This window comes from Enterococcus sp. DA9 (assembly GCF_008000875.1).
Taxonomy (GTDB): Bacteria; Bacillota; Bacilli; order Lactobacillales; family Enterococcaceae; genus Enterococcus_B; species Enterococcus_B lactis.
This window is the reverse complement of record NZ_CP042839.1, coordinates 162,816-188,367: the sequence shown is the minus strand read 5'-3', so window position 1 is coordinate 188,367 and position 25,552 is coordinate 162,816. Positions and strand designations below refer to the sequence as shown.

General features: G+C 38.9%; 22 protein-coding genes, 1 pseudogene and 1 other annotated feature. Of the genes and pseudogenes, 20 read left to right on the top strand and 3 right to left on the bottom strand.

The window, feature by feature from the left end:
* The first annotated feature begins 173 nt into the window (after positions 1–173).
* The 9 genes from FTX43_RS01730 to FTX43_RS01690 all read left to right on the top strand — a co-directional run bounded on the left by FTX43_RS01730 (position 174) and on the right by FTX43_RS01690 (position 11,571).
* Positions 174–1,895, top strand: coding sequence for a septation ring formation regulator EzrA (locus FTX43_RS01730; protein ID WP_002310211.1), 1,722 nt, complete (start codon positions 174–176; stop codon positions 1,893–1,895).
* Positions 1,896–2,060: 165 nt separating this feature from the next.
* A complete protein-coding gene (locus FTX43_RS01725) occupies positions 2,061–3,203 on the top strand; it encodes a cysteine desulfurase family protein (protein ID WP_002314246.1) in 1,143 nt (380 codons plus the stop codon).
* Positions 3,204–3,218: 15 nt separating this feature from the next.
* Positions 3,219–4,430, top strand: a complete 1,212-nt coding sequence (thiI, locus tag FTX43_RS01720) for a tRNA uracil 4-sulfurtransferase ThiI (protein ID WP_002310213.1) — start codon at positions 3,219–3,221, stop codon at positions 4,428–4,430.
* 205 nt (positions 4,431–4,635) lie between these two features.
* Positions 4,636–5,283, top strand: a complete 648-nt coding sequence (locus tag FTX43_RS01715; RefSeq protein ID WP_002287954.1) for a redox-sensing transcriptional repressor Rex — start codon at positions 4,636–4,638, stop codon at positions 5,281–5,283.
* Between the two features lie 128 nt (positions 5,284–5,411).
* Positions 5,412–5,628: a binding site (T-box leader), on the top strand.
* 47 nt (positions 5,629–5,675) lie between these two features.
* Positions 5,676–8,321 (top strand): valine--tRNA ligase, encoded by a 2,646-nt coding sequence (locus FTX43_RS01710; RefSeq protein WP_002310214.1) that lies wholly within the window; start codon positions 5,676–5,678, stop codon positions 8,319–8,321.
* 196 nt (positions 8,322–8,517) lie between these two features.
* Positions 8,518–9,831, top strand: a complete 1,314-nt coding sequence (locus tag FTX43_RS01705) for a folylpolyglutamate synthase/dihydrofolate synthase family protein (protein WP_002342252.1) — start codon at positions 8,518–8,520, stop codon at positions 9,829–9,831.
* Positions 9,821–10,474 carry an HAD family phosphatase gene (locus tag FTX43_RS01700; RefSeq protein WP_002310216.1) on the top strand — a complete coding sequence of 218 codons (654 nt, stop codon included), beginning with the start codon at positions 9,821–9,823 and terminating at the stop codon, positions 10,472–10,474. The genes FTX43_RS01705 and FTX43_RS01700 overlap by 11 nt, the downstream gene beginning before the upstream one ends.
* A 54-nt stretch (positions 10,475–10,528) precedes the next feature.
* On the top strand, positions 10,529–11,221 hold the full coding sequence (gene radC / locus FTX43_RS01695; RefSeq protein WP_002314243.1) for a DNA repair protein RadC: 693 nt from the start codon (positions 10,529–10,531) through the stop codon (positions 11,219–11,221).
* Between the two features lie 149 nt (positions 11,222–11,370).
* Positions 11,371–11,571: a cold-shock protein gene (locus FTX43_RS01690; protein ID WP_002294067.1), complete on the top strand. Its 201-nt coding sequence runs from the start codon at positions 11,371–11,373 to the stop codon at positions 11,569–11,571.
* A gap of 256 nt (positions 11,572–11,827) precedes the next feature.
* On the opposite strand, the gene rnjA is transcribed toward FTX43_RS01690, so the two are convergent.
* Entirely contained in the window at positions 11,828–13,507 is a 1,680-nt protein-coding gene (gene rnjA / locus FTX43_RS01685) for a ribonuclease J1 (RefSeq protein ID WP_002310218.1), read from the bottom strand.
* Between the two features lies 1 nt (position 13,508).
* Positions 13,509–13,721, bottom strand: a complete 213-nt coding sequence (locus FTX43_RS01680) for a DNA-directed RNA polymerase subunit epsilon (protein ID WP_002287947.1) — start codon at positions 13,719–13,721, stop codon at positions 13,509–13,511.
* A gap of 392 nt (positions 13,722–14,113) precedes the next feature.
* Between FTX43_RS01680 and efrA the strand changes: the two genes are divergently transcribed.
* The 4 genes from efrA (at position 14,114) to FTX43_RS01660 (ending at position 18,528) form a co-directional block, all read left to right on the top strand.
* On the top strand, positions 14,114–15,844 hold the full coding sequence (gene efrA, locus FTX43_RS01675; protein WP_002314241.1) for a multidrug efflux ABC transporter subunit EfrA: 1,731 nt from the start codon (positions 14,114–14,116) through the stop codon (positions 15,842–15,844).
* Positions 15,841–17,601: a multidrug efflux ABC transporter subunit EfrB gene (efrB, locus tag FTX43_RS01670; protein WP_002310221.1), complete on the top strand. Its 1,761-nt coding sequence runs from the start codon at positions 15,841–15,843 to the stop codon at positions 17,599–17,601. The genes efrA and efrB overlap by 4 nt, the downstream gene beginning before the upstream one ends.
* 94 nt (positions 17,602–17,695) lie before the next feature.
* Complete coding sequence (locus FTX43_RS01665) at positions 17,696–17,893, top strand: hypothetical protein (protein ID WP_002310222.1); 198 nt, start codon at positions 17,696–17,698, stop codon at positions 17,891–17,893.
* Between the two features lie 149 nt (positions 17,894–18,042).
* Complete coding sequence (locus tag FTX43_RS01660) at positions 18,043–18,528, top strand: gamma carbonic anhydrase family protein (RefSeq protein WP_002310223.1); 486 nt, start codon at positions 18,043–18,045, stop codon at positions 18,526–18,528.
* Positions 18,529–18,628: 100 nt separating this feature from the next.
* Here the strand turns inward: FTX43_RS01660 and clpP are convergent, their stop codons facing one another.
* Entirely contained in the window at positions 18,629–19,222 is a 594-nt protein-coding gene (clpP, locus tag FTX43_RS01655) for an ATP-dependent Clp endopeptidase proteolytic subunit ClpP (protein ID WP_002289402.1), read from the bottom strand.
* Positions 19,223–19,401: 179 nt separating this feature from the next.
* Here clpP and FTX43_RS01650 point away from each other — a divergent pair, with 179 nt between their 5' ends.
* The 7 genes and pseudogenes from FTX43_RS01650 to FTX43_RS15400 form a co-directional block, all read left to right on the top strand.
* Positions 19,402–19,929, top strand: a complete 528-nt coding sequence (locus tag FTX43_RS01650) for a hypothetical protein (RefSeq protein WP_002289403.1) — start codon at positions 19,402–19,404, stop codon at positions 19,927–19,929.
* 90 nt (positions 19,930–20,019) lie between these two features.
* Complete coding sequence (locus tag FTX43_RS01645; RefSeq protein WP_147606686.1) at positions 20,020–20,757, top strand: glycerophosphodiester phosphodiesterase; 738 nt, start codon at positions 20,020–20,022, stop codon at positions 20,755–20,757.
* A gap of 3 nt (positions 20,758–20,760) precedes the next feature.
* Positions 20,761–21,678, top strand: a complete 918-nt coding sequence (gene miaA, locus FTX43_RS01640) for a tRNA (adenosine(37)-N6)-dimethylallyltransferase MiaA (protein ID WP_002290343.1) — start codon at positions 20,761–20,763, stop codon at positions 21,676–21,678.
* A gap of 1 nt (position 21,679) precedes the next feature.
* The gene (hflX, locus tag FTX43_RS01635; RefSeq protein ID WP_147606684.1) at positions 21,680–22,909 is read left to right on the top strand and encodes a GTPase HflX; all 1,230 of its coding nucleotides are present in this window, start codon (positions 21,680–21,682) and stop codon (positions 22,907–22,909) included.
* A gap of 228 nt (positions 22,910–23,137) precedes the next feature.
* Positions 23,138–23,530, top strand: coding sequence for a MerR family transcriptional regulator (locus FTX43_RS01630; protein WP_002290339.1), 393 nt, complete (start codon positions 23,138–23,140; stop codon positions 23,528–23,530).
* Positions 23,531–23,557: 27 nt separating this feature from the next.
* The gene (gene glnA / locus FTX43_RS01625) at positions 23,558–24,898 is read left to right on the top strand and encodes a type I glutamate--ammonia ligase (RefSeq protein ID WP_002287001.1); all 1,341 of its coding nucleotides are present in this window, start codon (positions 23,558–23,560) and stop codon (positions 24,896–24,898) included.
* A gap of 300 nt (positions 24,899–25,198) precedes the next feature.
* Positions 25,199–25,378: pseudogene (locus FTX43_RS15400) on the top strand (hypothetical protein); the annotation flags it as partial.
* Between the last annotated feature and the right edge of the window lie 174 nt (positions 25,379–25,552).

Genomic DNA, 25,552 nt, shown 5'->3' with positions numbered 1-25,552 from the left:
TTTATACGATGAAAAACAAAAGATTTTCGTTTAAGTTAGTGAATGCATGGAAATAGTATGCTATAATCTAGAATAGATGTCTTTTGCACGAGAGACGTATTATTTGGATTTATGCCAAGCAGAACGCCATCTGTTGCATAAAAAGATGCATACTGAAAACGGAGGAACCATAAATGGGAAATAATGTTATCATCGGAATCGTCATTGCAATCATTATAGTCGCCATTGTCGTCTTTTTGGTTAGTTACTTGATGAAGAAAAAAAACCAAGATCGATTGGATGCCTTAGAAAAACGCAAGGAAGAATTATTTGACTTGCCAGTGATTGAAGAAGTCGATGATGTTAAAAAAATGCATCTGGTTGGGCAAAGCCAAAATACCTTTCGTGAATGGAGTCAAAAGTGGAATGACATATCTACTTCCTCATTCGCTGAATTAGAAAGTCAAATTTTTGAAGTGGAAAACCTCAATGAAAGTTTTCGGTTCTTAAAAGGAAAAAAAGCAGTTGTTGAAGCAGAAGCAACAATGGACCAAATGGAGAAACAAGTAACGGAAATCCGTGAAGGTCTGAAGGAATTGCGAGAAACGGAAGAACGCAACTCATTAGCTGTCCAGCAGGCGCTTGATGTCTATGAAGAACTGAAAGAAAAAGTCAGAGAAGACGAGCATGAATATGGACCAGCTCTTTTTGAATTGCAAAAACAGATCAAGATGATCGAAAAAGAATTTACGCAATTCGTGACTTTAAATACTTCCGGCGATCCTGTAGAGGCCCGCGAGGTTTTAGATAAAGCAGAAAAACATACGTATGAAGTGGAAGCTCTGATGAAAAAAATTCCACCACTGTATGAAGATCTCCATACGACTTTCCCTGAACAACTTGAAGAAATCAGTGATACTTATGAGAAATTAATGGAAGAACAATATGTATTCCCTGAAGAAGATCTTGCTGAAGATATCGCAAAAGTAAGTCGAAGAATTGAAAATTCATTAGCCAATCTTGAAAAAACAGAAGTTGAAACGGTCGAATTCGAAAACCGAGAAACAGCTGATTTGATTGATTCGCTATATGACATCTTAGAACGAGAAATGGAAGCTCAGAGATATGTAAAAACTAACCAATCAACGATTGCAGAGTATATCAAACATACAACGAAGAATAACCGTCAATTATTGATTGAGTTGGATCACACCGCTCAAAGCTATACATTGAATCACAATGAAATTGGTCGTGTACGAGGTTTCCAAACTGAAGTGGAAGAAATGGAACGTCAAAATGAACAGATGATTCCACAGATCCGCCAACACGAAATCCCTTATTCAGAAGTGCGTACGTTCTATAAAACAGTCTTCAAGGTCTTAGAAGATATCGAAACGCAACAAGTAGAGATCGACGACTCATTACATGAATTGAGAAAAGGCGAAAAAGAAGCGCAAGAAAAGATCGATACATTCGAATTTAAATTGCGTAGTTTGAAACGTTTTGTAGAGAAACAACGTTTGCCTGGCTTGCCGAATGATTACCTAGAATTCTTTTTTGTTGCTACTGATCGTATTGAAGAACTAAGTGTTGTCTTGAATAAAATTCGAGTAAACATGGAGGAAGTCAATCGTTTAGTTGCTCTATGCGAAGAAGATCTAGAATTATTAGATAAGAAGACACATGATCTAGTAGATGCAGCAGCACTAACGGAGCAAATGCTCCAATATGCAAACCGTTATCGTCATACACACGAAGAAGTTCGAGAAGCGATTGATAAAAGTTACTATTTATTCAATAAAGAATATCATTATCAAGAAGCATTAGACGAAATTGGTACAGCATTAGAGCGAGTAGAACCAGGTGCTTTCAAACGCATCGAAGATTTTTATTTTAATCATCCAGACTTAGTATAAAGCAAAAAAGCAGCAATCATGCAAGAACAAGACAACCATCCGTCTTGTTCTTGTCTTTTTTTATGTCTATCTGAAAGAGGAAACAAGTGAAAATTCCACCTGCTCTTGAAAGCACCTTGGACAACCGTTATAATAGAAAAGAATTTCAAAAAAGAGGGGTTTCTTATGATATATTTTGATAACAGTGCAACGACCCCAATCTTTCCGCAAAGCTTAGATGCATATGTAAAAACCAGTCAGCGGATTATTGGGAATCCATCAAGTCTTCATGATTTGGGCAATCAAGCTAATCGGTTGTTGCAGCAAGCAAGAAAGCAGATCGCTGATTTGATCCATGCAGAGCCAGAAGAAATCTTTTTTACTTCAGGAGGAACAGAAGGAGATAACTGGGTATTAAAAGGAACGATGATTGAAAAAAGAGAGTATGGGAATCATATGATCATTTCAGGAATCGAACATCCGGCAGTCAGTGAGACGGCCGAACAATTAAAAGAATTAGGAATCGAAGTAAGTATCGCCCCAGTAGATAAACGCGGATTTGTACGTGTTGACGAATTGAAAAAATTAATAAGAAAAGAGACAGTTTTGGTCTCTGTTATGGCTGTGAATAATGAAGTAGGATCGATTCAGCCCATCCAGGAAATCAGTGATCTTTTGGATGATTTCCCTAAAATTCATTTCCATGTAGATGCTGTTCAGGCAATCGGAAAAGTACCATTCTCGCAATGGTTGACAGGGAGAGTGGATTTTGCAACATTTTCAGCCCATAAATTCCATGGCCCACGGGGAACTGGTTTCATTTATTGGAAAAAGGGTCGTCGTTTAGCACCATTACTGACAGGTGGAGGTCAGGAAAGAAATCAACGAAGTGGGACAGAAAATGTTCCAGGTATTGTGGCTATGGCTAAAGCTTTACGTTTATCATTAGAGATAAAGGAACAAAAACCTGAGCAGACACAACGCTTAAAAGAAGCTTTAATCAATGCGTTGAAGTCTTATGATAAAGTGACGATCTTTTCAGAAGGAACCGACTATGCTCCGCACATTTTATGTTTTGCTCTAAAAGGAATTCGTGGTGAAGTTCTCGTCCATGCTTTAGAGGAAAAACAAATATTTGTTTCTACTACTAGTGCCTGCTCCTCACGTAAACATATGGCAAGCAGTACATTGCACGCGATGCATGTACCAAATGATTTGGCTACATCTGCTATTCGAATCAGCCTAGATGAAAATAATTCATTAGCAGAAGTGGAGCAATTTATGATTATTTTCAAGCAGCTTTATAAGAAATTTTCTGTAATCAATTAAAAGAGGAGTGTTCTTGTGAAATACAGTGAAATTATGGTCCGTTATGGAGAGCTTTCGACAAAAGGAAAGAATCGAAAAAGCTTTATCATGCAACTAGCACAAAATGTCAGACAAGCTTTGAAAGAATTTCCAGAAATCAAAATCCATGCTGATCGCGACCGGATGCATCTTTTGTTGAATGGTGCAGACAGTCAGCTAGTTATTCCAAAACTAGCAAAAATATTTGGGATCCAAAATTTTTCTCCGAGTATTCGGGTAGAAAAAGATGTTGAAGTTTTGAAACAAGCTGTTCAAGACATCATGAAAGAAATTTATACAGGGAAAGAAACATTTAAAATTATCGCTAAAAGAAGCGATCACCAATTTGAATTGACAAGTAATGAATTGAATCAAACATTAGGCAATGCTGTTTTTGATATTTTCCCTCATATCCAAGTTCAAATGCGTCAGCCCGATATTCCATTACGTGTAGAGATTCGTCGTGACGGCGCTTATCTGTCGTATGAAACGATCAAAGGAGCTGGCGGGTTGCCTGTAGGAACAAGCGGAAAAGGAATGCTCATGCTTTCTGGCGGGATTGATTCTCCTGTTGCAGGATATTTTGCAATGAAGCGGGGAGTGGAAATCGAAGCTGTTCATTTTGCTAGTCCGCCGTATACAAGTGAACAAGCACTGCAAAAAGCAAAAGACTTAACAGCGAAACTAGCGCCTTATGTAGGAACAATTCATTTTATTGAAGTGCCATTTACCGAGATTCAAGAAGAAATCAAAAAATCAGTGCCACAAGGATATTGGATGACGATCACTCGTCGAATGATGTTGCGGTTGACCGATGAAATTCGCCGTATTCGTCATGGTCTAGTTATTTTGAATGGCGAATCATTAGGTCAAGTGGCTTCGCAAACCTTGCAAAGTATGGTGGCTATCAATGAAGTAACGAATACGCCAATCATTCGGCCTGTAGCGACAATGGATAAACTTGAAATCATTGAAGTAGCGGAACAGATCGATACATTTAATCTTTCTATCCAACCTTTTGAAGACTGCTGTACGATTTTTGCGCCTCCACAGCCAAAAACACGCCCTCAACTGGAAAAGGTCCATCAATATGAAGAGCGTTTAGCAATAGATGAAATGATCCAACGTGCATTAGCTGGTTTGAAGATGGAAGAGATACAAGCAGAATCTTCTAATGAAAAAACTGAAGAATTTTCAGAATTGCTATAAGTGGTTGTGAAATTAGTGTTTTGAACTAATGTCGAAGATTAGCTGATAAATGATAAAAAAATTTCCCATGAAATAGCGACCCAAATAGTTAATTTTTGGGTCGTTTTATTTGTCTCACACCCTTTTCCTTCCTACCTGTAACCTTGCTCCCGTGTTAGAAACATGTTACACTAAATATGTGAAATTATTAACAAGGAGCGTCGTTATGCGAGAAAAAACAGATACACTGCCAAAAGCAACTGCGAAAAGGTTACCTTTATATTTACGCTACTTAAAGATGCTGGATGACTCAGGCATAAGTAGAATCAAATCAAATGAGTTCAGCGAAATCACCCAAATTCCTTCTGCAACGATCCGCAGAGACTTCTCGCAATTAGGCGAGCTAGGCAGAAGCGGATATGGCTATGATGTCCCTTTCCTTATCGATGTATTCAATAATATCCTTAATACTAAAGAAGAAAAACGAATCGCATTAGTTGGATACGGAAATCTTGGCAAAGCATTGAAACACAACAATTTTAGAAGAAATGAAAATCTAAATATCGTGTGCGTCTTTGATAATGATCCAGCACTGATCAATCGAGTCATTGATGGAGAAATGATCTATCCGATTGATCGTTTCGCAGAGATAGCCAAAGCAAAAAATGTGACAGTAGCAATCTCTACGGTACCAAGTAAATATTCACAATCTGCTATTGATGAAATTGTCAAAGGGAATGTAACCGCTATCCTTAACTTTGCACCTGACCGAGTAACTGTCCCAGCTTATGTCAATGTTCAATACATTGATTTGACAACCGAGTTACAGACGCTTATTTACTTTGATGAGAATTACTCAGAAGTTTTTTCTTAGGAAAATTTGAGTAGGCTTATTGATCTTGCAAGGATCCGTCGTAATTCTTTCAAAAATTTTTTAATACTAAATGAAGTGGTTTTTTCACGACCACTTGTTGACTAAAAAAAAAAACCATTGTAGAATGAAGCATAACGCTGAACAAGAGGAGTAACTGGCACATTCATTCTTAGAGAGAGAACTATCTGCTGAAAGGTTCTCAATGACAACCAGTGAAGGTAGCTTGGGAGTTTCTGTCTTGAATGGAGTAGAGATAGACGAGTCGTGATCGTTAACTCACTTGAGAGGCAATAATGATTGATTATTGCAATTTAGGTGGTACCGCGTAAATCATACGTCCTAAAATACGAAAGTATTTTAGGACGTTTTTTAGTTTAAAGGAGGAAAACAGCATGACGGAAGAAAATAATCTATCAACAAAATATAACCCGCAAGAAGTTGAAGCTGGACGTTATCAGCATTGGTTAGAACAAGATTTGTTTAAACCGAGTGGAGATAAAAAAGCAAAACCTTATTCAATCGTGATCCCACCCCCAAATGTTACCGGAAAACTTCATTTAGGGCATGCTTGGGATACGACCTTGCAAGATATGCTGATTCGTCAAAAGAGAATGCAAGGATATGATACTTTATGGTTGCCTGGTATGGACCATGCAGGAATCGCGACACAAGCAAAGGTAGAAGCAAAGCTTAGAGAGCAAGGAATTTCTCGCTATGATCTAGGTCGTGAAAAGTTCATCGATCAAGTGTGGGAATGGAAAGAAGAGTATGCAAGTCATATCCGTGAACAGTGGGCTAAAATGGGATTATCTTTAGATTACAGCAGAGAACGTTTTACATTAGATGACGGATTATCTGAAGCAGTACGTAAAGTTTTTGTTACCTTATATGAAAAAGGGTTGATCTATCGCGGTGAATACATCATCAATTGGGACCCTCAAGCACGAACAGCTCTATCTGATATCGAAGTTATTCATAAAGACATTGAAGGCGCCTTTTACCATATGAGCTATGAACTGGCAGATGGATCAGGCGTAGTAGAAATTGCGACGACCCGGCCAGAAACGATGTTGGGAGATACGGCGATTGCTGTTCACCCAGAAGACGAGCGTTATCAAGCGCTGATCGGCAAAAAAGTGATTCTACCTTTAGTCAATAAAGAAATCCCAATCATTGCAGATGAATATGTAGATATGGAGTTTGGGACAGGTGTAGTAAAAATCACTCCAGCACATGATCCAAACGACTTTGAGGTAGGTAATCGTCATGATCTCCCACGAGTGAATGTGATGGATGATGATGGCACGATGAATGAACTAGCAGGAAAATATGCTGGAATGGATCGTTTTGCTGCTCGTAAAGCAATCGTGCAAGATCTAAAAGAAATCGGCCGATTGATCAAAATCGATACGATGGTCCATAGTGTGGGACATTCCGAGCGGACAGGTGTCGTTGTCGAACCTCGATTGTCTACTCAATGGTTTGTAAAAATGGCGCCGTTAGCAAAAAAAGCCATTGATAACCAAGAAACAGATCAAGCAGTGGAATTCTTCCCTCCAAGATTCAATCAAACATTTTTACGTTGGATGGAAAATGTCCATGACTGGGTAATTTCACGACAATTATGGTGGGGACATCAAATCCCTGCATGGTATCACAAAGAAACAGGCGAAATGTATGTAGGAATGGAAGCACCAGCTGATAGTGAAAACTGGGTCCAAGATCCGGATGTTTTAGACACTTGGTTTAGTTCAGCATTGTGGCCTTTTTCAACGATGGGCTGGCCAGACACGGAAAGCGAAGATTATAAGCGGTACTTCCCTACTAGCACCTTAGTAACTGGTTATGACATCATTTTCTTCTGGGTAAGCCGAATGATCTTCCAAAGTTTGGAATTTACTGGCGAACGACCATTTGAGAATGTCTTGATCCATGGATTGATTCGTGACGAACAAGGGCGGAAGATGAGTAAATCATTAGGTAATGGGATCGATCCGATGGAAGTAATCGAAAAGTATGGAGCAGATGCTCTTCGTTGGTTCTTATCGAATGGTTCTGCACCAGGACAAGATGTTCGCTTCAGCTATGAAAAAATGGATGCTTCATGGAACTTTATCAATAAAATCTGGAATGCTTCACGTTTCGTTATCATGAATATCGAAGGTATGACCGTAGAAGAGATCGATTTATCTGGAGAAAAATCAGTGGCTGACCGTTGGATTCTTACACGTTTGAACGAAACAGTCGCACGTGTAACTGAATTATTTGATCGTTTTGAATTTGGTGAAGCCGGTAGACAACTGTATAACTTTATCTGGGATGATTTTTGTGACTGGTATATCGAAATGAGCAAAGAAGTACTTTATGGAGATGATGCTGTTTCAAAACAAACAACACGTAGTATCCTAGTCCATACCTTGGATCAGATTTTGCGTTTGTTGCATCCAATCATGCCATTTGTCACAGAAGAAATATGGGAACATATTCCTCATCAAGGAAATTCTCTAGTAGTAGCAGAATATCCTGTGGTACGTCCAGAGTTTGACGATGAAACTGCTTCTAAAGGAATGGAAGTATTGAAGGAATTGATTCGAGCCGTTCGAAATATTCGTTCAGAAGTGAATACACCATTGTCTAAACCAATTACGCTATTAATCAAAACAAACGATGCTAAAATCGATCAATTTTTAGTTGAAAATACAAGCTACATCGAACGCTTCTGCAACCCAGAAGAGTTGACGATATCAAGTGAGATCACTGCACCAGATCTAGCGATGTCAGCTGTTCTGACAGGTGCAGAAATCTTCTTGCCGTTAGCAGGATTAATCAATATCGAAGAGGAAATCAAACGATTAGAAAAAGAACTGGAAAAATGGACAAGCGAAGTGAAACGTGTCCAAGGAAAACTTTCTAATGAACGGTTTGTTTCTAATGCGCCGGAAGAAGTAGTAGAGGCAGAACGTGCAAAAGAAAAAGATTATTTAGAGAAGCAAACGGCTGTCAAAGAACGAATCGAAAGTTTGCGTACTATTCAATAAAAGCGGGGAATACCACTTATTCCGAATAAGGGGATGTGACATAATTATTGTCGCATCCTCTTTTTTAGTCTACTCTGATTACTTAGAAAAAAGAGCGATTTATCATGTATCCGGAGCAGATTTTTTTCTCTATCGTCCTTTTATTTTTCTTATGTCTTCTATTTGTTATAATAAAAGAGAAATGGGGGAATTGTTGATGACGATTGAAGAAGCAATAGAATGGATCCATAGTCGATTACCATTTGGTTCACGTCCTGGTCTTGACCGAGTCGAAGCTTTATTAGAAGTGGTAGGTCATCCGGAGAGGAAAGTAAAAACGATCCATATCGCTGGAACAAACGGAAAAGGGTCTACTGTAGCCTATTTGAGAAGCCTATTAGAAGAAGCTGGTCTGATAGTTGGAACGTTTACTTCACCTTATATCGAAACGTTCAATGAACGGATTGCAATCAATGGCAAAAGTATCCCAGACAATGACTTGATCCAGCTTGTAAAAAAATATCAGCCGCTGATCAAACAACTTGATCAATTTGAAGCAGTAGCTGGTATCACTGAATTTGAGACATTAACAGCAATGGCATTTGATTATTTTTTGATGAAGAAAGTAGACGTAGCGATTATTGAAGTGGGCTTAGGTGGCTTATTGGATTCTACCAATGTAGCTGTACCGATGCTAACTGGAATAACAACGATTGGGCTTGATCATACCGAGATACTTGGAGAGACGATTGGAGAAATCGCTGCGCAAAAAGCAGGAATCATCAAACAAGGCGTTCCAGTTGTCACAGGAAACATCGGCCCAGAAGCTTTTAATGTCATCAAACAAACAGCTAAAGAAAAAAATGCGATGCTTTATGTATACGGGGAAAATTATAAAATAAACTATCTGCATCCTGATGAGACTTGGGGAGAAGTATTTGAATTCTTTAATGAAGCAGGGAAAATCCCTCAACTAACCACGCCGCTTTTAGGGCAACATCAAGCTGAAAATGCAGGAGTAGCCATCGAATTGTATTTTGTTTACTGTCAATTGGAAAAGCTGCCTTTCCGAGAAAAAGATGTTTTGAAGGGGTTGAAGAAATCTCGATGGCCAGGAAGAATGGAGCGTATGAGTAACGAGCCATTAGTTGTTTTAGATGGTGCCCATAATACGCATGCAATGAACCGGCTTGTTGAGAATTTGAAAAAAGAATTCAAAGGATATCAAATCAACATTTTGTTTTCCGCCTTACGGACTAAAAATGTTAGAGAAATGCTAGAACGATTGCAGCAAGTACCAAATGTCCATATTTATTTGACGACCTTTGAACATCCAAAAGCCATCGAATTAAGTGAAGTATCAGATTTAGCAAGTGAAAGAGTATCAATTGTTTCATTGTGGCAATTCGGATTAGCAGATATATTGGAAAAGATGACAAATGAAGATGTATTAGTTGTGACCGGTTCGCTTTATTTCATTTCAGAAGTTCGTCATTTATTAATACAATTAGGAGGAGACCATGAAGTATAATGCAGTGATTTTTGATATGGATGGTTTATTGTTTGACACAGAGTTAGTATATTACGAGGCTTCACAAGTAGTAGCAGATAGGATGGGTTTTCCATATGATAAAGACCTGTATTTAAAATTCTTAGGTGTTTCCGATGAAGAAGTGTGGGCGAATTATCATATGATTTTTGCGGAATTCGGCAAAACAAGTGTACAAAGATTTATAGATGATTCATACCAGGAAACGCTTGAGCGCTTTTCACAAGGAGCTGTACAAATGAAGCCAGGGGTGTTGGAACTCCTCTCTTTTTTAGAAGAACATCAGATTCCCAAAGTTGTCGCTTCCAGTAACCAACGAGCTGTCATTGAACTTTTATTGAAGAAGAACAATCTGTTTGAACGATTTGAGACGATTATTTCCGCAGAGAATGTCCAACGAGCAAAACCAGATCCGGAAATTTTTTTATTAGCCAATCAGAAATTAGGTACAGCTAAGAAAGAAACATTGATTTTAGAAGATTCACAAAATGGTATTTTAGCAGCTTCTGCGGCTGAGATCCCTGTAGTCATGGTGCCAGATTTGCTTCCGCCTTCCCAAGAATTGATCAAAAAAACGGCTGGGGTCGTTTCTTCTTTGCATGAAATCCCTGCATTGATAAAATAAAAATCCATCTCTTTTCGTATCTTATTTTAGAAAAGATAGAAAGGAGATGTTTTTTTGGAAAAACGATTGATGAAAGAAGTACCAACTAGCTCTTTACCAAGAGAACGTATGGAAATTTATGGAGCTGAAGCTTTATCGGATCAGGAGCTTTTAGCCATTTTACTGCGTACTGGTCAACACCCTCATAGTGTGATGTCGATTGCTGGCAATCTGTTAAAAACGTTTGGTGGATTGGCTTCTTTACGACAGGCGACTTTGCATGAGTTAGAAGAGATTCGAGGGATAGGACGTGTGAAAGCAATCGAAATCAAAGCCTTGATCGAGTTAGGCCGCCGCATTCAGACGGACCAAGAAAGAGCAGCTCCGGCCATTCGTACTAGCCATGAACTGGCACAACAATTGATTCTGGAAATGAAAGATTACAAACAGGAACATTTGATTTGTATTTATTTGGACACGAAGAATCAAGTGATCTTAAAAAAGACAGTGTTCATCGGTTCGCTGAATCAGTCAGTCGCTCATCCTAGAGAAATATTTCATTATGCTGTACGTTATTGCGCGGCAAGAATCGTTTTAGCACATAATCATCCGTCTGGTAATGTTATTCCATCACAACAGGATATGAATTTTACTAAAAGGATACAAAAGTGTGGAGAAATGATGGGTATCACTGTACTGGATCATTTGATCATCGGACGTAAACGATATTTTAGTTTGAGAGAAGAAGGATTAATGGAAGAGAAGTAAGTTGCTTTCTTGCAAAAAAAATGAAGCAAGTGTACAATTATATTGTAATTTTGTTTGGGAATAGAAGTTGAAACATCTGTTGCACCTCTATCGTACACGAGCAATGTTACAATTTAAATAAGTGCTTTTGGCACGAGGAGGATATTATTATGGAAAACGGAACAGTAAAATGGTTCAACGCTGAAAAAGGATTTGGATTTATCTCACGTGAAGATGGAAGCGACGTATTCGTTCACTTCTCTGCTATCCAAGGTGACGGATTCAAAACATTAGAAGAAGGTCAAGCAGTGACTTTCGACGTTGAAGAATCAGACCGTGGCCCACAAGCTGCAAACGTTGTAAAAGCTTAATTTTATCTGTAAATTAAATTGATGGTAGGCATCAATTTTTACGAGAGAACAAAGCGAGTAACAAAAATACCTGCCACAAGAGGAAATTTCTCTTGTGGCAGGTATTTTTGTATGAAAAAGTAAATAAATTTTAAGAGGTTGTGAAAAAGCTGCCCTGTATCAAGCAATAAGAACAGCCAAATAAAAACAACTTGTCCTGTTTTCCGTTTGGTTTCTCTTATACTCAGATCAGAGCACTAATTTCACAACCTCTTACTTATTCTTCATCTGGTGTCATGACCATCGGTAAAATCATTGGATGCCTTTCTGTACGTTCGAATAAGAATGGCTGAAGCGCGCCAGTCATCGCTTCTTTCAATTTATATTCTGAACAGTCAGGTCCATTTAAACATTCTCTTAAAGCATGGAATAAGATTCGCTGAGCTTCATTGATCATTTCTCCTGATTCTCGCATGTAAACAAATCCACGAGAGAGAATATCTGGACCAGCTAAGATTTCTTTTTTCTTGATATCTACTGTTGCAACAGCTAATACAAGACCTTCTTCTGAAAGCAAGTGACGGTCACGTAAAACGACATTACCGATATCACCGATTCCGCTACCATCGATATACACATCCCCAGCCACAAAATGCCCAGCAGGACGTGCAGAATCGCTAGTTAACGCTAAAACATCGCCATTTTCCATGATGAAGCAGTTTTCTGCAGGAACACCTACATCTTGTGCTAGAGAAGCATGGACTTTCAGCATGCGGAATTCCCCATGGACAGGGATAAAATATTTTGGTTTCATCAAGCGAAGCATCAATTTTTGTTCTTCTTGTCCACCGTGACCAGAAGTATGGATGTTATTGATTTTTCCATGGATTACTTCTGCGCCAGCTTCAGACAGCAAGTTGATCAAATGATTGACACTTGTCGTATTACCAGGGATAGGTGAACTTGAAAAGATCACTGTATCGTCTGGCTGGATTTGGATTTGACGGTGGGTACCATTTGCAATACGGCTCAAAGCGGCCATCGCTTCCCCTTGAGAACCTGTACATAGGATCATCGTTTCGTTAGCAGGCAAGCGATTGATTTCATGTGCATCTACAAATGTGCCGTCTGGAACTTTGATATATCCTAAACGTTGGCCATTGACAATGGCATTTTCCATGCTACGTCCGAAAACAGCGATTTTACGACCAGTCGCCACAGCGGCATCTGCTGCTTGCTGCAAACGGAAGATATTAGAAGCAAAGCTGGCAAAAATAATACGACCTTCGATTTTTGAAAAGATCTTCAAGATAGAATGACCAATCGTTTTTTCTGATTTAGTAAATGTTGGAATCTCAGCATTTGTACTATCAGATAAAAGGCACAAGACACCTTCTTCCCCGATACGAGCCATTTTATGCAAGTTTGCTGGTTCGCCAACGGGAGTGAAATCAAACTTGAAGTCTCCAGTCGCTACGATATTACCAGAAGGTGTTTTCACCACGATTCCTAATGCGTCTGGGATACTATGAGTCGTTCTGAAAAAGCTGACAGAAGTTTTTCTAAAACGAATGATCGTATCTTCATTGATTTCATGAAGCTCTGCCTCTCGAAGCAAGCCATGCTCATCTAATTTGTTCGTGATCAACGCTAATGCGAGAGGACCAGCATAGATAGGAATATTTGCTTGTTTTAGCAAGTAGGGTATTCCGCCGATGTGGTCTTCGTGCCCGTGAGTAATCACTAGGGCTTTTACTTTGTGCAAGTTTTGTATGATGTAGCTGTAGTCGGGAATGACATAGTCAATTCCAAGTAGATCGTCTTCCGGGAACTTGATCCCGGCATCAATCAAAATGATTTCATCTTGGAATTGTACCCCATACGTATTTTTCCCGATTTCACCTAATCCACCAATAGCAAAGACGCCTGTCTCATTATTTTTGATGGAAAGTTTCATATTAAAACTCCACTAATGAGAAATCAGCATTTTCTTTTTCGTATTCTAGATGACTTCCTTCTAGAAGTTGAACGAATTCAATATTGTATGGGGTATTTTCTTCCACACGTTGGCGAGCGTCTACATCGCTTTTTGCCTCAATGTAAAGAGATTTTGTTTCTTCCCGTTTAGGGTTACGTACTTTTGTTTCTTGATAATAAACTTTATAGATCATTGTTTTGTCTCCTTTATCTGCGTAAAGCAGTGATTTAGCTAGTTGATTTTTTTAGACAACACAAAACGAGGGGACAAGCCACCTAGTTTTTCATATGCTTTGACTAGAATACTGGATTCGAGTCAAAGAGACAAGCCTCGTTTTTGCTCATCTGTTCGGATATTTTTTCAACCGTACCTTCTGTATAAAAAATATACAACAATTAATTGTTATTCTAGCATAAAACAGCAAATAAGTATAGAAATCAACTAGATTGAAAGAAAAAATCAACGTTTATCATTTTACTATAATTATAATGACTTTTTTATGAGAGAAGTGTTCTATTAATAGGTTCGTTGTGCTATCATTTTTAGTAATGAAAATGTAACAAAAGATTAAAAGGAGATGAGAAAGTGAAACTAATGTGGCATTATACCATGCGTTATAAGAAATTCTTGTTTTTCAATTTCATATGCGTATTCGGTTTTATTTTGATTGAATTAGGACTTCCTACGATTTTAGCACGTATGATTGATGTAGGAATCCGCAATGATGATTTTGATTATGTGAAACAGCAAGGGATATTTATGATCGTTATTACCGTAATCGGTATTATTTTGAATATCTTGTTAGGTTATTTTGGTTCGAGGATCACGACCAATATCGTAGCAGATATTCGAGATGATTTGTTCGAAAAGATCCAAAGCTATTCGCATCAGGAGTACGAAAATTTAGGCGTATCTTCCTTGATTACTCGTACAACAAATGATGCTTATCAGATCATGTTGTTCCTGCAAAATATTTTGCGTATCGGTTTCATGGCGCCGATGATGTTCGTTGTCAGTTTGTACATGGTCATGCGTACAAGTGTGACACTCAGCTTGTATGTAGTAGGCGCATTGCCTTTGCTATTATTGGCGGTCGTAGCGATTGCTAAGGTGTCTGAGCCGTTATCTAAAAAACAACAAAAAAACTTAGATAAAATCAATAGTATCTTGCGGGAAAACCTTTCAGGATTGCGTGTGATTCGTGCATTCGTCAATGAAAAGTTTGAAGAAAAACGCTTTGCTGTAGTCAACGAGAATTATGCTGCTAGTTCGAAAAGCTTGTTCCGTTTGATGGCTGTTGCACAACCAGGTTTTTATTTCTTATTTAATATCGTGATGGTATTGATCATTTGGAGCGGGGCAGTGCAAATCGATGCTGGCGAACTTCGGGTAGGAGATTTGATTGCATTTATCGAGTATATATTCCATGCCTTATTCTCATTCATGTTATTTGCCAGTGTGTTCATGATGTATCCAAGAGCAGCCGTTTCAGCTGGACGTATCCAAGAGGCACTAGATGCCAAACCTTCGATTGTAGAAGATCCAAATGGTATATCGGATACGAAGACTAAAGGGTATATCGAATTTCAAAATGTAACATTTGCTTATCCAGGCCATTCGCAAGAGCCAGTGATTCGAAATGTCAGTTTTACAGCCTCTCCAGGAGAAACCGTTGCTTTTATTGGAAGTACCGGTAGCGGAAAATCTACGTTGATTCAATTGATTCCTCGCTTTTATGATGTGAGTGAAGGAAAGATCTTGGTCGATGGAGTAGACGTGAGAGATTATCGGTTAAGCAAGTTGCGAGATAAGATTGGGTTTATTCCGCAAAAAGCGCTGCTATTTACTGGAACGATTGCCGATAATTTGCGATACGGGAAAGAAGATGCCACACAAGAAGAAATGGAACGTGCAGCTGAGATTGCTCAAGCTTCAGAATTCATTTCTCGAAAACCAGATGGATTTGACGAACATTTATCAGAAGGTGGTTCCAATTTTTCAGGTGGACAAAAACAACGATTGGCAATAGCCAGAGCCATCATACGCCGTCCGGAAATCTATATTTTTGATGACAGCTTTTCTGCATTAGATTATCAAACGGATGCGAAGTTACGTGCTCGTCTGAAAAAAGAAACAACAGAGTCTACTGTGTTGATCGTAGCACAACGTGTGGGAACGATCATGCATGCAGATAAGATCATCGTATTAAATGAAGGAGAAGTCGTCGGTATGGGGACACATCGGGAGTTGTTGGAAAAATGCCCGATTTATTATGATATTGCCGCTTCTCAATTATCAAAGGAGGAACTAGCATGAAAAAAACCTTTTCTTCCTTAAAACGTTTAGCTCGATATATCAGACCGTATCGTGGGACATTTCTTCTAGTGATCCTATTTACAGTTCTGACAGTGGCTTTCAACGTGGCTTTGCCATATGTTACAGGACTTCCTACTACAGAAATCAGTCGTAATATTGCCAATGGCGAATCAATCAATTTTTCTTATATATTCAAATGTCTTATTTGGATCACAGTGGTCGGAATAGGGTATTGTATTTCGCAATTGCTTTCTGGGGTTTTGATGACAAATGTCGTTCAAAGTGCCATGCATGATTTGCGAAGAGACATAGAAGAAAAAATCAATCGCCTTCCGGTTTCTTATTTCGATAAAAACCAACAAGGAAATATTTTGTCTCGTGTGACGAATGATGTAGATGCAGTCAGCGGTGCTTTACAACAAGCTTTTATTGGAATCGTAAATGCGATATTGGGAATTACGTTGGCTGCAGCAATGATGTTTTATATCCAGCCGATGATGGCGCTGATCTCTATGATCATGATTCCAACATCGATCTGGATCTCCAAACGAGTAATCAATGCTTCGCAGAAATATTTTCAAAGCATGCAGAATTCGCTTGGTGAGCTAAACGGCTACGTTCAAGAAAATATGACAGGTTTCAGTGTATTGAAAGTATACGGACGCGAAAAAGAAACATTGGAAGGATTCAAAAAAGTAAATCACAGCTTGAAATACTTTGGGTTCCGCGCAGCGTTCATTTCTGGGTTGATGATGCCATTAGTTCAACTAACTGCCTATGCTACTTATATTGGTATGGCTGTTCTAGGAAGTTTCTATGTTATTACTGGGGCGATCGTTGTTGGTCAACTTCAGGCATTCATCCAATATATTTGGCAAATCAGCCAGCCGATGGGGAACGTGACCCAATTGTCTTCTGTTTTGCAAAGTGCATCAGCGGCAACAAAACGTGTATTCGAGATTTTAGATGAGCCAGAAGAAAAAGAAAACAAAGTAGATGTTTCACTGCCAGAAACGATTTTAGGAGATGTGACATTCGATCATGTCGATTTTGCGTATGATCCGAAGAAACCATTGATTCAAGATTTGAACTTTGAAGTGAAAGCAGGTCAAACCGTGGCTGTCGTCGGTCCGACCGGTGCCGGCAAGACGACCTTGATCAATCTATTGATGCGTTTTTACGACGTAGACAAAGGAGCTATCAGGATCGACGGGATTGATACCAAATCAATGAGCCGCAGTGACGTCCGTTCGCTATTTGGTATGGTCTTACAAGATGCATGGCTCTATCAAGGAACGATTGCCGATAATATCCGTTTCGGAAAGCTTGATGCGACAGATTATGAAGTAGTAGATGCTGCAAAAACAGCAAACGTAGACCATTTTATCCGGACAATGCCAGATGGATATGAGATGCCCATAAATGCTGAGGGAGACAATGTGTCTTTAGGACAAAAACAGTTACTCACGATTGCCCGAGCAGTGGTTTCAGATCCTAAAATTTTGATTTTGGATGAAGCGACAAGTTCAGTAGACACTCGTTTAGAAGCGTTGATTCAAAAAGCGATGGATCGCGTGATGGAGGGGCGGACAAGTTTTGTCATTGCTCACCGTTTATCGACGATACGCGATGCAGATCTGATTCTAGTGATGGATCAAGGTCAGATCATTGAAAAAGGAACACATGAGAGTTTATTGGCACAAGGCGGATTTTATGAAAAACTGTATAACAGCCAATTTGCTGAGGAAGCAGGATAAATCATAGAAGGATAAAACAGTTTGAAACTTATTTTTTGTTCTCCTTTCTTGATAATGGTAAAGTAAGGTTATCAAAAAAAGTGAGGGCACGGAGATGGAACAGTTTTTAAATGAAAAAATCACTGAAGCCAAAAGAGAAATTGATCGTTTAACGCACGTCTGTCAGACAAAACCACTTGATTCAGCTGATTTTTTTGAAAATGAGTTTCAAATCGAACGCTTGGCAGCACAAATCGAAGTGTACGAATTAGTTTTGAAGAAAGTAATAGAAGAAAATATAGAGGTACAATAAACAGGTAAAACGTCAGTTTACCAGATAGCGCAAATAGGCATCTGGACTGAGCAGGTTTTACCTGTTTTTTTCTTATAAAATAAATATATGCTATGATACATTTATTCAATAGGATTAGTTTCTACAAAAAACGAAAGGAGAAAATAGAGATGGAACGGTTTATAGCATCAAATGCTACAGTGATTGGTGACGTGACATTGTCAGAAGATGTGACGATCTGGTATCAAGCAGTTTTACGCGGGGACAGTAATTGGATAAAAGTAGGACAAAGAACGAATATCCAAGATGGTACAATCGTCCATGTCGATCATGATGCACCTGTGGATATTGCGGAGAATGTGACGGTAGGACATCAGTGCATGCTACATGGCTGTACAATCGAAAAAGGGGCGCTGATCGGGATGGGAACCACGATATTGAATCATGCGGTTATTGGTGAGAATAGTTTGATTGGTGCTGGATCATTAGTAACAGAAGGAAAAGTTATTCCTCCTAATGTCTTGGCGTTTGGTCGCCCAGCTAAAGTGATCCGACCTTTAACAAAAGAAGAAATCCAAAAAAACAAAGAAAACATCCAGCATTATGTCGAAATAGGTCGGATGCATGCGCAAGGAAAATTCAAGGAGCAAAGATAGGCAGTAGCATCCATAAAAATAAAAAAGGATGGTCAGTTTGAGCTGGCCATCCTTTTTTTGGTTTAGATAAGAGAGCTTAAAAAGCTTCCTTTGAAACAGATTAATTTAATGAAGAACTGTTTTCCATGACTTCATCAATCAATCCATATGCTTTTGCTTGTTCAGCTGTCATATAGTTGTCACGGTCTGTATCTTTTTCAATCACTTCAAGCGGTTGGCCAGTGCGTTCAGCTAAAATTTTGTTTAAGCGTTCGCGTGTTTGTAAAATATGACGTGCCGCAATTTCGATTTCGGTTGCTTGACCTTGAGCGCCGCCAAGAGGTTGATGGATCATAATCTCAGCATTTGGTAAAGCAAATCGTTTCCCTTTTGTACCAGCTGTCAGCAAGAAGCTTCCCATTGAAGCAGCCATACCCATAACGATTGTTTGGACATCAGCTTTGACAAAGTTCATTGTGTCGTAGATAGCCATACCTGCTGTAACTGAACCACCAGGAGAATTGATATAAAGATAGATATCTTTTTCAGAATCTTGAGCATCTAAGAAAAGCAATTGGGCGATGATCGAATTAGCAAGATCATCAGTTACTTGGCCGCTTAACATGATGATACGGTCTTTCAATAAACGTGAGTAGATATCATAAGCTCTTTCGCCTCGTGATGATTGTTCAATGACTGTAGGAATTAAATTCATAATAGAGTTCCTCCTTGGTTTCGTTTAGAAATAGTGTACCATAATTTAGTTTCTAATACCTAAAAAGTAGTATACATTTTTGGTCAAAAAAGGTCAAATAAAAAACTTAGGCAAATTAGTCGCATAAACCTGCTTTATGGTATGATAAGCAGAGAAGCAAAACAAGGAGGAACAACAGATTGATAGTTGGTATTACCGGTCTTATCGGCGTGTTGACGGGTGCTGTAGTTGTCTATATCGGCATGATACTGCAAATGCGTCACTTGGAAAATAAAGAACAGCGTAGACGTGAATTGGAATTGAAAGTCAAAGAAATCGAGACGCTGAACCAATTAAATAAAAAGATCAACGAGATCTTGCAAAAACGGACGACGCTGATGGAAGAATATGTCAGCTTTGATGCATTCGATGATTGTTATATCACGATTGACGATTTTGCATATCTCCAATCATTTTCAGCGCAGAATAGTTTTTATCTGCCAAATTATATTTTAGACGAGCTGTTTAAGAACATCTCCCATCGAAAAGTGATTTTATCTCCAGATGAAACAATGAAGATTGGTGGATATGCTTATAAAGGCGGACGCGTGATTTTAGAGAATTTTACGGATAGTTTGACTGAAATGATCAATGAAAAAAAAGCACAGTTGAAGACTATGACGCGCCAGCCGATTGGTTTCTTCTCGAAAGATGATGTTTGGAGCTGATATTTTGAAGTATTGCCGTTGCACATGAGAGCGTGGCAATGCTTTCTTTTTTTCTTAATGATACAATAGAATTGAACGGAGTGAAGAAAGATGTTACAAATCTATGCTCATCGCGGAAGCAGCGGTACCCACCCAGAAAATACGCTTCCTGCATTTGCAGAAGCTGTACGAGTGGGTGCAGATGGTATCGAACTAGATGTTCATCTAAGCAAAGATGGTTATTTGATCGTTATGCATGATGAAGAAGTGGATCGGACGACTAACGGTAAAGGGCTGATTCGAGAAAAAACATTGGAAGAACTCAAAAAATTGAATGCAGGAGGCAAATTCAGCAAAGAATTTCCAGCAGCTAAAGTCCCTGAATTGAAAGAAGTTTTAGGACTGCTTCTCCAAAAAAATTACCGAGGGATGCTAATGATTGAAATTAAAACTGATCAGTATGAATATCCCGGTATCGAAGAAAAATTAGACGAAACATTAAAAAGCAGAGATTGGCCTTTTCAACATGCATATTGCAGCTTTCATTTGGCTTCTTTGGAAAAAATCGCGTTATTGGAACCAGAGATACAGCTGGACTTATTGATGAGTACTTCTGATAAAAAGATCCAACTAGCAGCAGAAACCCCTTATATAGAAGGAGTACATCCAAAAAATACTTGGTTGTTCGAACATCCTGTCCAGGCAGCTGATTTTCCAAAAGCAATTCGTGCATGGACGATCAATGATGAAGAAGAAATGGCCAAATGTCAAGAACTCAAAATAGATGGAATAATAACTGATTTTCCGGAGAAAGCTCTTCGGTGGAAACAATCAACGAAAAGTAGGTAAAATATGGAAAAAGTATTAGTGATCGTCGGTCCGACAGCAGTCGGTAAAACAGCGCTAAGTGTGGAACTCGCACAACTATTTAGAGGAGAGATCATCAGCGGTGATTCATTGCAAATCTATAAAAATCTGGATATCGGTACAGCAAAAATCAAAGAAGAAGAGATGAATGATGTTCCGCATCATTTGATTGATGTGATCGAACCTACTCAACATTACTCAGCCGCTGATTTTCAGCGTTCAGGTCGACAATTGATTACTGAGATTGCGAACCGAGAGCATCTACCTATCATAGCTGGTGGCACGGGTCTGTATATCCAATCTCTTCTATACGATTACCAGTTAGGGGCGACAGAAGAAGCGAATCCTGAGATTAGAAAAAAGTATGAAACGTTAGCCGAGACAATTGGTTCCAAAGCGTTATGGAATCAGTTGAAAGAAAAAGACCCGGCAGCTGCTGAGAAAATCCACTGGAACAATCAGCGCAAAGTGATAAGAGCTCTGGAAGTTTTGGAGACGACAGGGCATAGTATCACGGCACCTAAAGAAGAGCCAAAGCGTTTATATGATTACCTCATGATTGGGTTAGATACGAAGCGTGATGTCCTGTATGATCGAATCAATCATAGAGTCGATTTGATGCTAGCAGAAGGCTTGGTAGCAGAAGCACGTAAGGTATATGAGCTTGGAGAAGTCCAAGCCAGTCAAGGGATTGGATATAAAGAATTTTTCCCTTATTTTGAAGGGAAAGAAACATTGGAAGAAGCAACAGAACAAGTCAAATTACATTCGAGAAGATACGCGAAACGTCAGTTAACGTGGTTTCGGAACCGTTTGGATGCACAGTGGTTTGATCTTATAAGTGAGCCAAATCAAAAAAGTCAGATTGAGCAAACAATCAAAAAATGGCTGGAGGCGGAATAAAATGGAAGAAAAAGTAATCATCGTAGGGGTAGAAACCGAAGCAAACCAGCGTTACTTTTCAGAGTCAATGGAAGAGCTAGTTCAGCTGACGAACACCGCATCAGGAGAAGTCGTATTCACAATTACACAGAAGAGACCACAAGTAGATCGGCAAACGATTATCGGGAAAGGGAAATTACAAGAATTAGTTCAAAAAGCAGATGCGCATGAAGCAGATTTGATCATCTTTAATCATGAACTGACTCCGAGACAGAGTCAACTGATTACGGATGCTGTTGGCCTTCCGGTGATTGATCGAGTACAGCTGATCCTAGATATTTTTGCGATGCGTGCTCGTTCGAAAGAAGGAAAGCTGCAAGTTGAACTTGCTCAGTTAGAATATCTTCTGCCTCGTTTAGTGGGGCAAGGGAAAACATTGTCTCGTCTTGGTGGTGGGATTGGAACAAGAGGACCAGGTGAAACAAAGTTAGAAACAGACCGCCGACATATACGGAATAAAATTTTTGCTGTTAAGAAAGAATTGAAAGAAGTAGAAGCCCATCGAGAGCGCAATCGTCAAAAAAGAAAAAACAGTGAGATTTTTCAGATTGGTCTTATAGGCTACACGAATGCTGGAAAATCAACCATCTTGAATTTATTGACACAAGCGGATACTTATTCAAAAGATCAGTTGTTTGCAACGTTAGATCCATTGACTAAAAGATGGCGTTTTGCTGAAGGATTTGAGATTACAGTAACAGATACCGTCGGGTTCATCCAAGATCTGCCTACGCAACTGATCGATGCTTTCCATTCTACGCTAGAAGAAAGTCAGAATATGGATCTTTTGTTGCATGTAGTCGATGCCAGTTCTCCAGATCGCATTTTACAGGAGCAGACTGTACTAAAATTGATGGATGAATTGAATATGAAAGAAATGCCGATACTGACTGTTTACAATAAGGCAGACCAGATTGATCCAGCGATGTTTACGCCCACATTATTCCCTAATGTCTTGATTTCTGCTCAAACGAAAGAAGGGAAGACGGCATTGATCGAAGCAATCAAGCGTCAACTGATGGAACTGATGACACCTTATACACTGTCTGTGCCAAGCAATGAAGGACAGAAATTAAGTGAGTTGAGAAGACAAACGATGGTTTTGGGCGAAGCCTACATGGAAGAATCAAACGAGTATGAAGTGAGAGGCTTTGCAAAAAATGATTCAAAATGGTTGAGAAAAAGCAAATAAAATTTTGTTTTTTTACAATAAAAATCACTGAGAAAGAATAGCATAGTACAATAAAAGTAAAAGGTATCTGGTACGAAAATCAACTAGATACCTTTTTTTGCGTTCATGTTTTTTGTTATTTTATAAAAAAATAGAGGTCTCATGTTAGAAAACCTAACATATGCAGTTGACAATATTTTTTTTAATTGGTACACTTTAGCCAACTTATAAAACGAAAGGGGACGTCTGATGGGAGAAAAGGAATTGCGCCGATCTATGTCCGTATTTCCAATTGGTACAGTTATGAAGCTGACTGATTTATCTGCTCGGCAAATTCGCTACTATGAAGAACAAGATTTAGTTCATCCGGAACGAAGTGAAGGAAATCGCCGCATGTATTCGTTGAATGATATCGATATGCTGCTTGAGATCAAAGATTATCTTTCAGACGGGTTAAACATGGCTGGGATCAAACGTGTATACGAAATGGCACAGGCGAAAAAACAAGAAGCAAAAAGCAAGAAGCCGTTGACAGATCATGACGTTCGACAAATTTTTCGTGATGAGATTTTGGCGCAAGGTGGGTTAAGCAAAACAGGTCATTATCAGTCGCAAGGATTGCAAAGACAATTCTTTGACTGAATAAATTAAAAAAGGAAGAGGGATACCATGGTAAAGAAACAGATAACAGGTGAAGAGATCAAACGAATCATTGAGGAAGAAAATGTACGATTTTTACGATTGATGTTCACAGACATCTTAGGTACGATTAAAAATGTAGAAGTTCCAGTGAGCCAGATCGACAAAGTGTTAGAAAACAAAATGATGTTTGACGGTTCTTCGATTGAAGGATTTGTTCGAATTGAAGAAAGCGATATGTATTTGTATCCAGATCTCTCCACTTGGATGATCTTCCCATGGGAAAGTGCTCATGGAAAAGTTGCTCGTTTAATTTGTGATATCTATAATCCAGATGGGACACCATTTGCCGGTGATCCTCGTGGGAATTTGAAACGAGCATTGAAAGACATGCGCGACCTTGGTTTTACCTCTTTCAATTTAGGACCTGAACCAGAATTTTTCTTATTTAAATTAGACGAAGACGGTGGGATCACAACGACCTTGAATGATAAAGGTGGTTATTTTGATTTTGCACCAACAGATTTAGGTGAAAATTGCCGCCGTGACATCGTGTTGGAATTAGAAAGCTTAGGCTTTGAAGTAGAAGCTTCACATCATGAAGTAGCGCCAGGACAGCATGAAATTGACTTTAAATATGCGGATGTAGTAGATGCTTGTGATAATATCCAAACCTTCAAGCTCGTTGTCAAAACGATTGCACGCAAGCACGGACTTCACGCAACTTTCATGCCGAAACCGTTATTTGGAATCAATGGTTCTGGTATGCATTGCAATATGTCTTTATTCAATGATGAAGGAAATGTCTTCTATGATAAAGACGGTGAATTGGAACTAAGTGAAACAGCGTATCATTTTTTAGGCGGTTTGCTGAAACATGCTCGTGCCTATACAGCCGTTTGCAATCCAACAGTCAATTCTTATAAACGTCTCGTTCCAGGTTATGAAGCGCCTGTTTATGTCGCATGGAGCGGTCGTAATCGTTCGCCATTAGTACGTGTACCAGAATCTCGCGGTTTGTCCACACGTCTGGAATTGCGTTCAGTTGATCCATCTGCAAACCCATACTTGGCAATGGCAGTATTATTGCAAGCAGGACTAGATGGTATCCGTAATCAGATCACACCGCCAGCCGCTGTTGACCGTAACATTTATGTCATGGATGAGGAAGAAAGAGAAGCTGCACATATCCAAGACTTACCTTCAACTATCCATAATGCTATCAAGGAATTACGTAAGGATAATGTAATGATTGATGCATTAGGACAACATATCTTCTCAAATTTTGTTGAAGCAAAACGTCTCGAATGGGCGGCATTCAGACAAACTGTTTCCGAGTGGGAAAGAGAACAATATCTAGAACTTTATTAAAACAGGAATGCCGTGAATTAGAGGTTGTGAAATCAGCGGTTTGACCTGAGTATTAGAGAAACAAACGGCAAAATAGTTCCTCATATTTTGCCGTTTTTTGAGCTAATACCGAGGGTCAGCTGATTGAACACCGTTTATCAAGAGGTTGTGAAAAAGACGTTTAGTTTCGAGTATTAAGAAAAATTTTGTGAAAATGGTTCCTCAAATTTTTGCATAAATTTGGCTTAATACCGAGAAACTGGCTTTTGAACACCGTTTATTTAGAAATAAAGGGGGCACGACGTTTGTCGCACCTCCTTCTTTTTTTATCTATTATTTCACTTAAAATTTTTCAGTAAAGATTTCCTGATTTGCTTAAGTTTAACGTTAGCTATGTTTATCTAAAGCCTATTATGTGGGTTAAATTTTTTTGCACTCATAAAGGACTTAAGAAATAATTTCTCAAAGGATATCGAAAAAGAAAAAATTGTAAGCGGATAGTCTTCATTTGAGTACTTGACTTTCCCTCAGTCAGCTTGTATTATACACCTTGGGCACCCTTTTAAAGGGTCAGAAGTTTACAGAAATTTCGGCTCCCTATTCTTATTAAAGAATAGGGAGCTTTGTTTATTTTCTGAGACTTTTCCTGCACATAAATTAAAAAGGAGTTTTTGA

What these genes read in the sequence shown, in the direction of transcription:
- FTX43_RS01725 (WP_002314246.1), top strand. Translation starts at nt 2,061, where the DNA reads ATGATATATTTTGATAACAGTGCAACGACCCCAATCTTTCCGCAAAGC.
- FTX43_RS01645 (WP_147606686.1), top strand. Translation starts at nt 20,020, where the DNA reads ATGTTACAAATCTATGCTCATCGCGGAAGCAGCGGTACCCACCCAGAA.
- FTX43_RS01715 (WP_002287954.1), top strand. Translation starts at nt 4,636, where the DNA reads ATGCGAGAAAAAACAGATACACTGCCAAAAGCAACTGCGAAAAGGTTA.
- FTX43_RS01710 (WP_002310214.1), top strand. Translation starts at nt 5,676, where the DNA reads ATGACGGAAGAAAATAATCTATCAACAAAATATAACCCGCAAGAAGTT.
- FTX43_RS01700 (WP_002310216.1), top strand. Translation starts at nt 9,821, where the DNA reads ATGAAGTATAATGCAGTGATTTTTGATATGGATGGTTTATTGTTTGAC.
- FTX43_RS01665 (WP_002310222.1), top strand. Translation starts at nt 17,696, where the DNA reads ATGGAACAGTTTTTAAATGAAAAAATCACTGAAGCCAAAAGAGAAATT.
- FTX43_RS01730 (WP_002310211.1), top strand. Translation starts at nt 174, where the DNA reads ATGGGAAATAATGTTATCATCGGAATCGTCATTGCAATCATTATAGTC.
- efrB (WP_002310221.1), top strand. Translation starts at nt 15,841, where the DNA reads ATGAAAAAAACCTTTTCTTCCTTAAAACGTTTAGCTCGATATATCAGA.
- FTX43_RS01630 (WP_002290339.1), top strand. Translation starts at nt 23,138, where the DNA reads ATGGGAGAAAAGGAATTGCGCCGATCTATGTCCGTATTTCCAATTGGT.
- FTX43_RS01680 (WP_002287947.1), bottom strand. Translation starts at nt 13,721, where the DNA reads ATGATCTATAAAGTTTATTATCAAGAAACAAAAGTACGTAACCCTAAA.
- hflX (WP_147606684.1), top strand. Translation starts at nt 21,680, where the DNA reads ATGGAAGAAAAAGTAATCATCGTAGGGGTAGAAACCGAAGCAAACCAG.
- clpP (WP_002289402.1), bottom strand. Translation starts at nt 19,222, where the DNA reads ATGAATTTAATTCCTACAGTCATTGAACAATCATCACGAGGCGAAAGA.
- FTX43_RS01660 (WP_002310223.1), top strand. Translation starts at nt 18,043, where the DNA reads ATGGAACGGTTTATAGCATCAAATGCTACAGTGATTGGTGACGTGACA.
- rnjA (WP_002310218.1), bottom strand. Translation starts at nt 13,507, where the DNA reads ATGAAACTTTCCATCAAAAATAATGAGACAGGCGTCTTTGCTATTGGT.
- FTX43_RS01705 (WP_002342252.1), top strand. Translation starts at nt 8,518, where the DNA reads ATGACGATTGAAGAAGCAATAGAATGGATCCATAGTCGATTACCATTT.
- glnA (WP_002287001.1), top strand. Translation starts at nt 23,558, where the DNA reads ATGGTAAAGAAACAGATAACAGGTGAAGAGATCAAACGAATCATTGAG.
- miaA (WP_002290343.1), top strand. Translation starts at nt 20,761, where the DNA reads ATGGAAAAAGTATTAGTGATCGTCGGTCCGACAGCAGTCGGTAAAACA.
- FTX43_RS01690 (WP_002294067.1), top strand. Translation starts at nt 11,371, where the DNA reads ATGGAAAACGGAACAGTAAAATGGTTCAACGCTGAAAAAGGATTTGGA.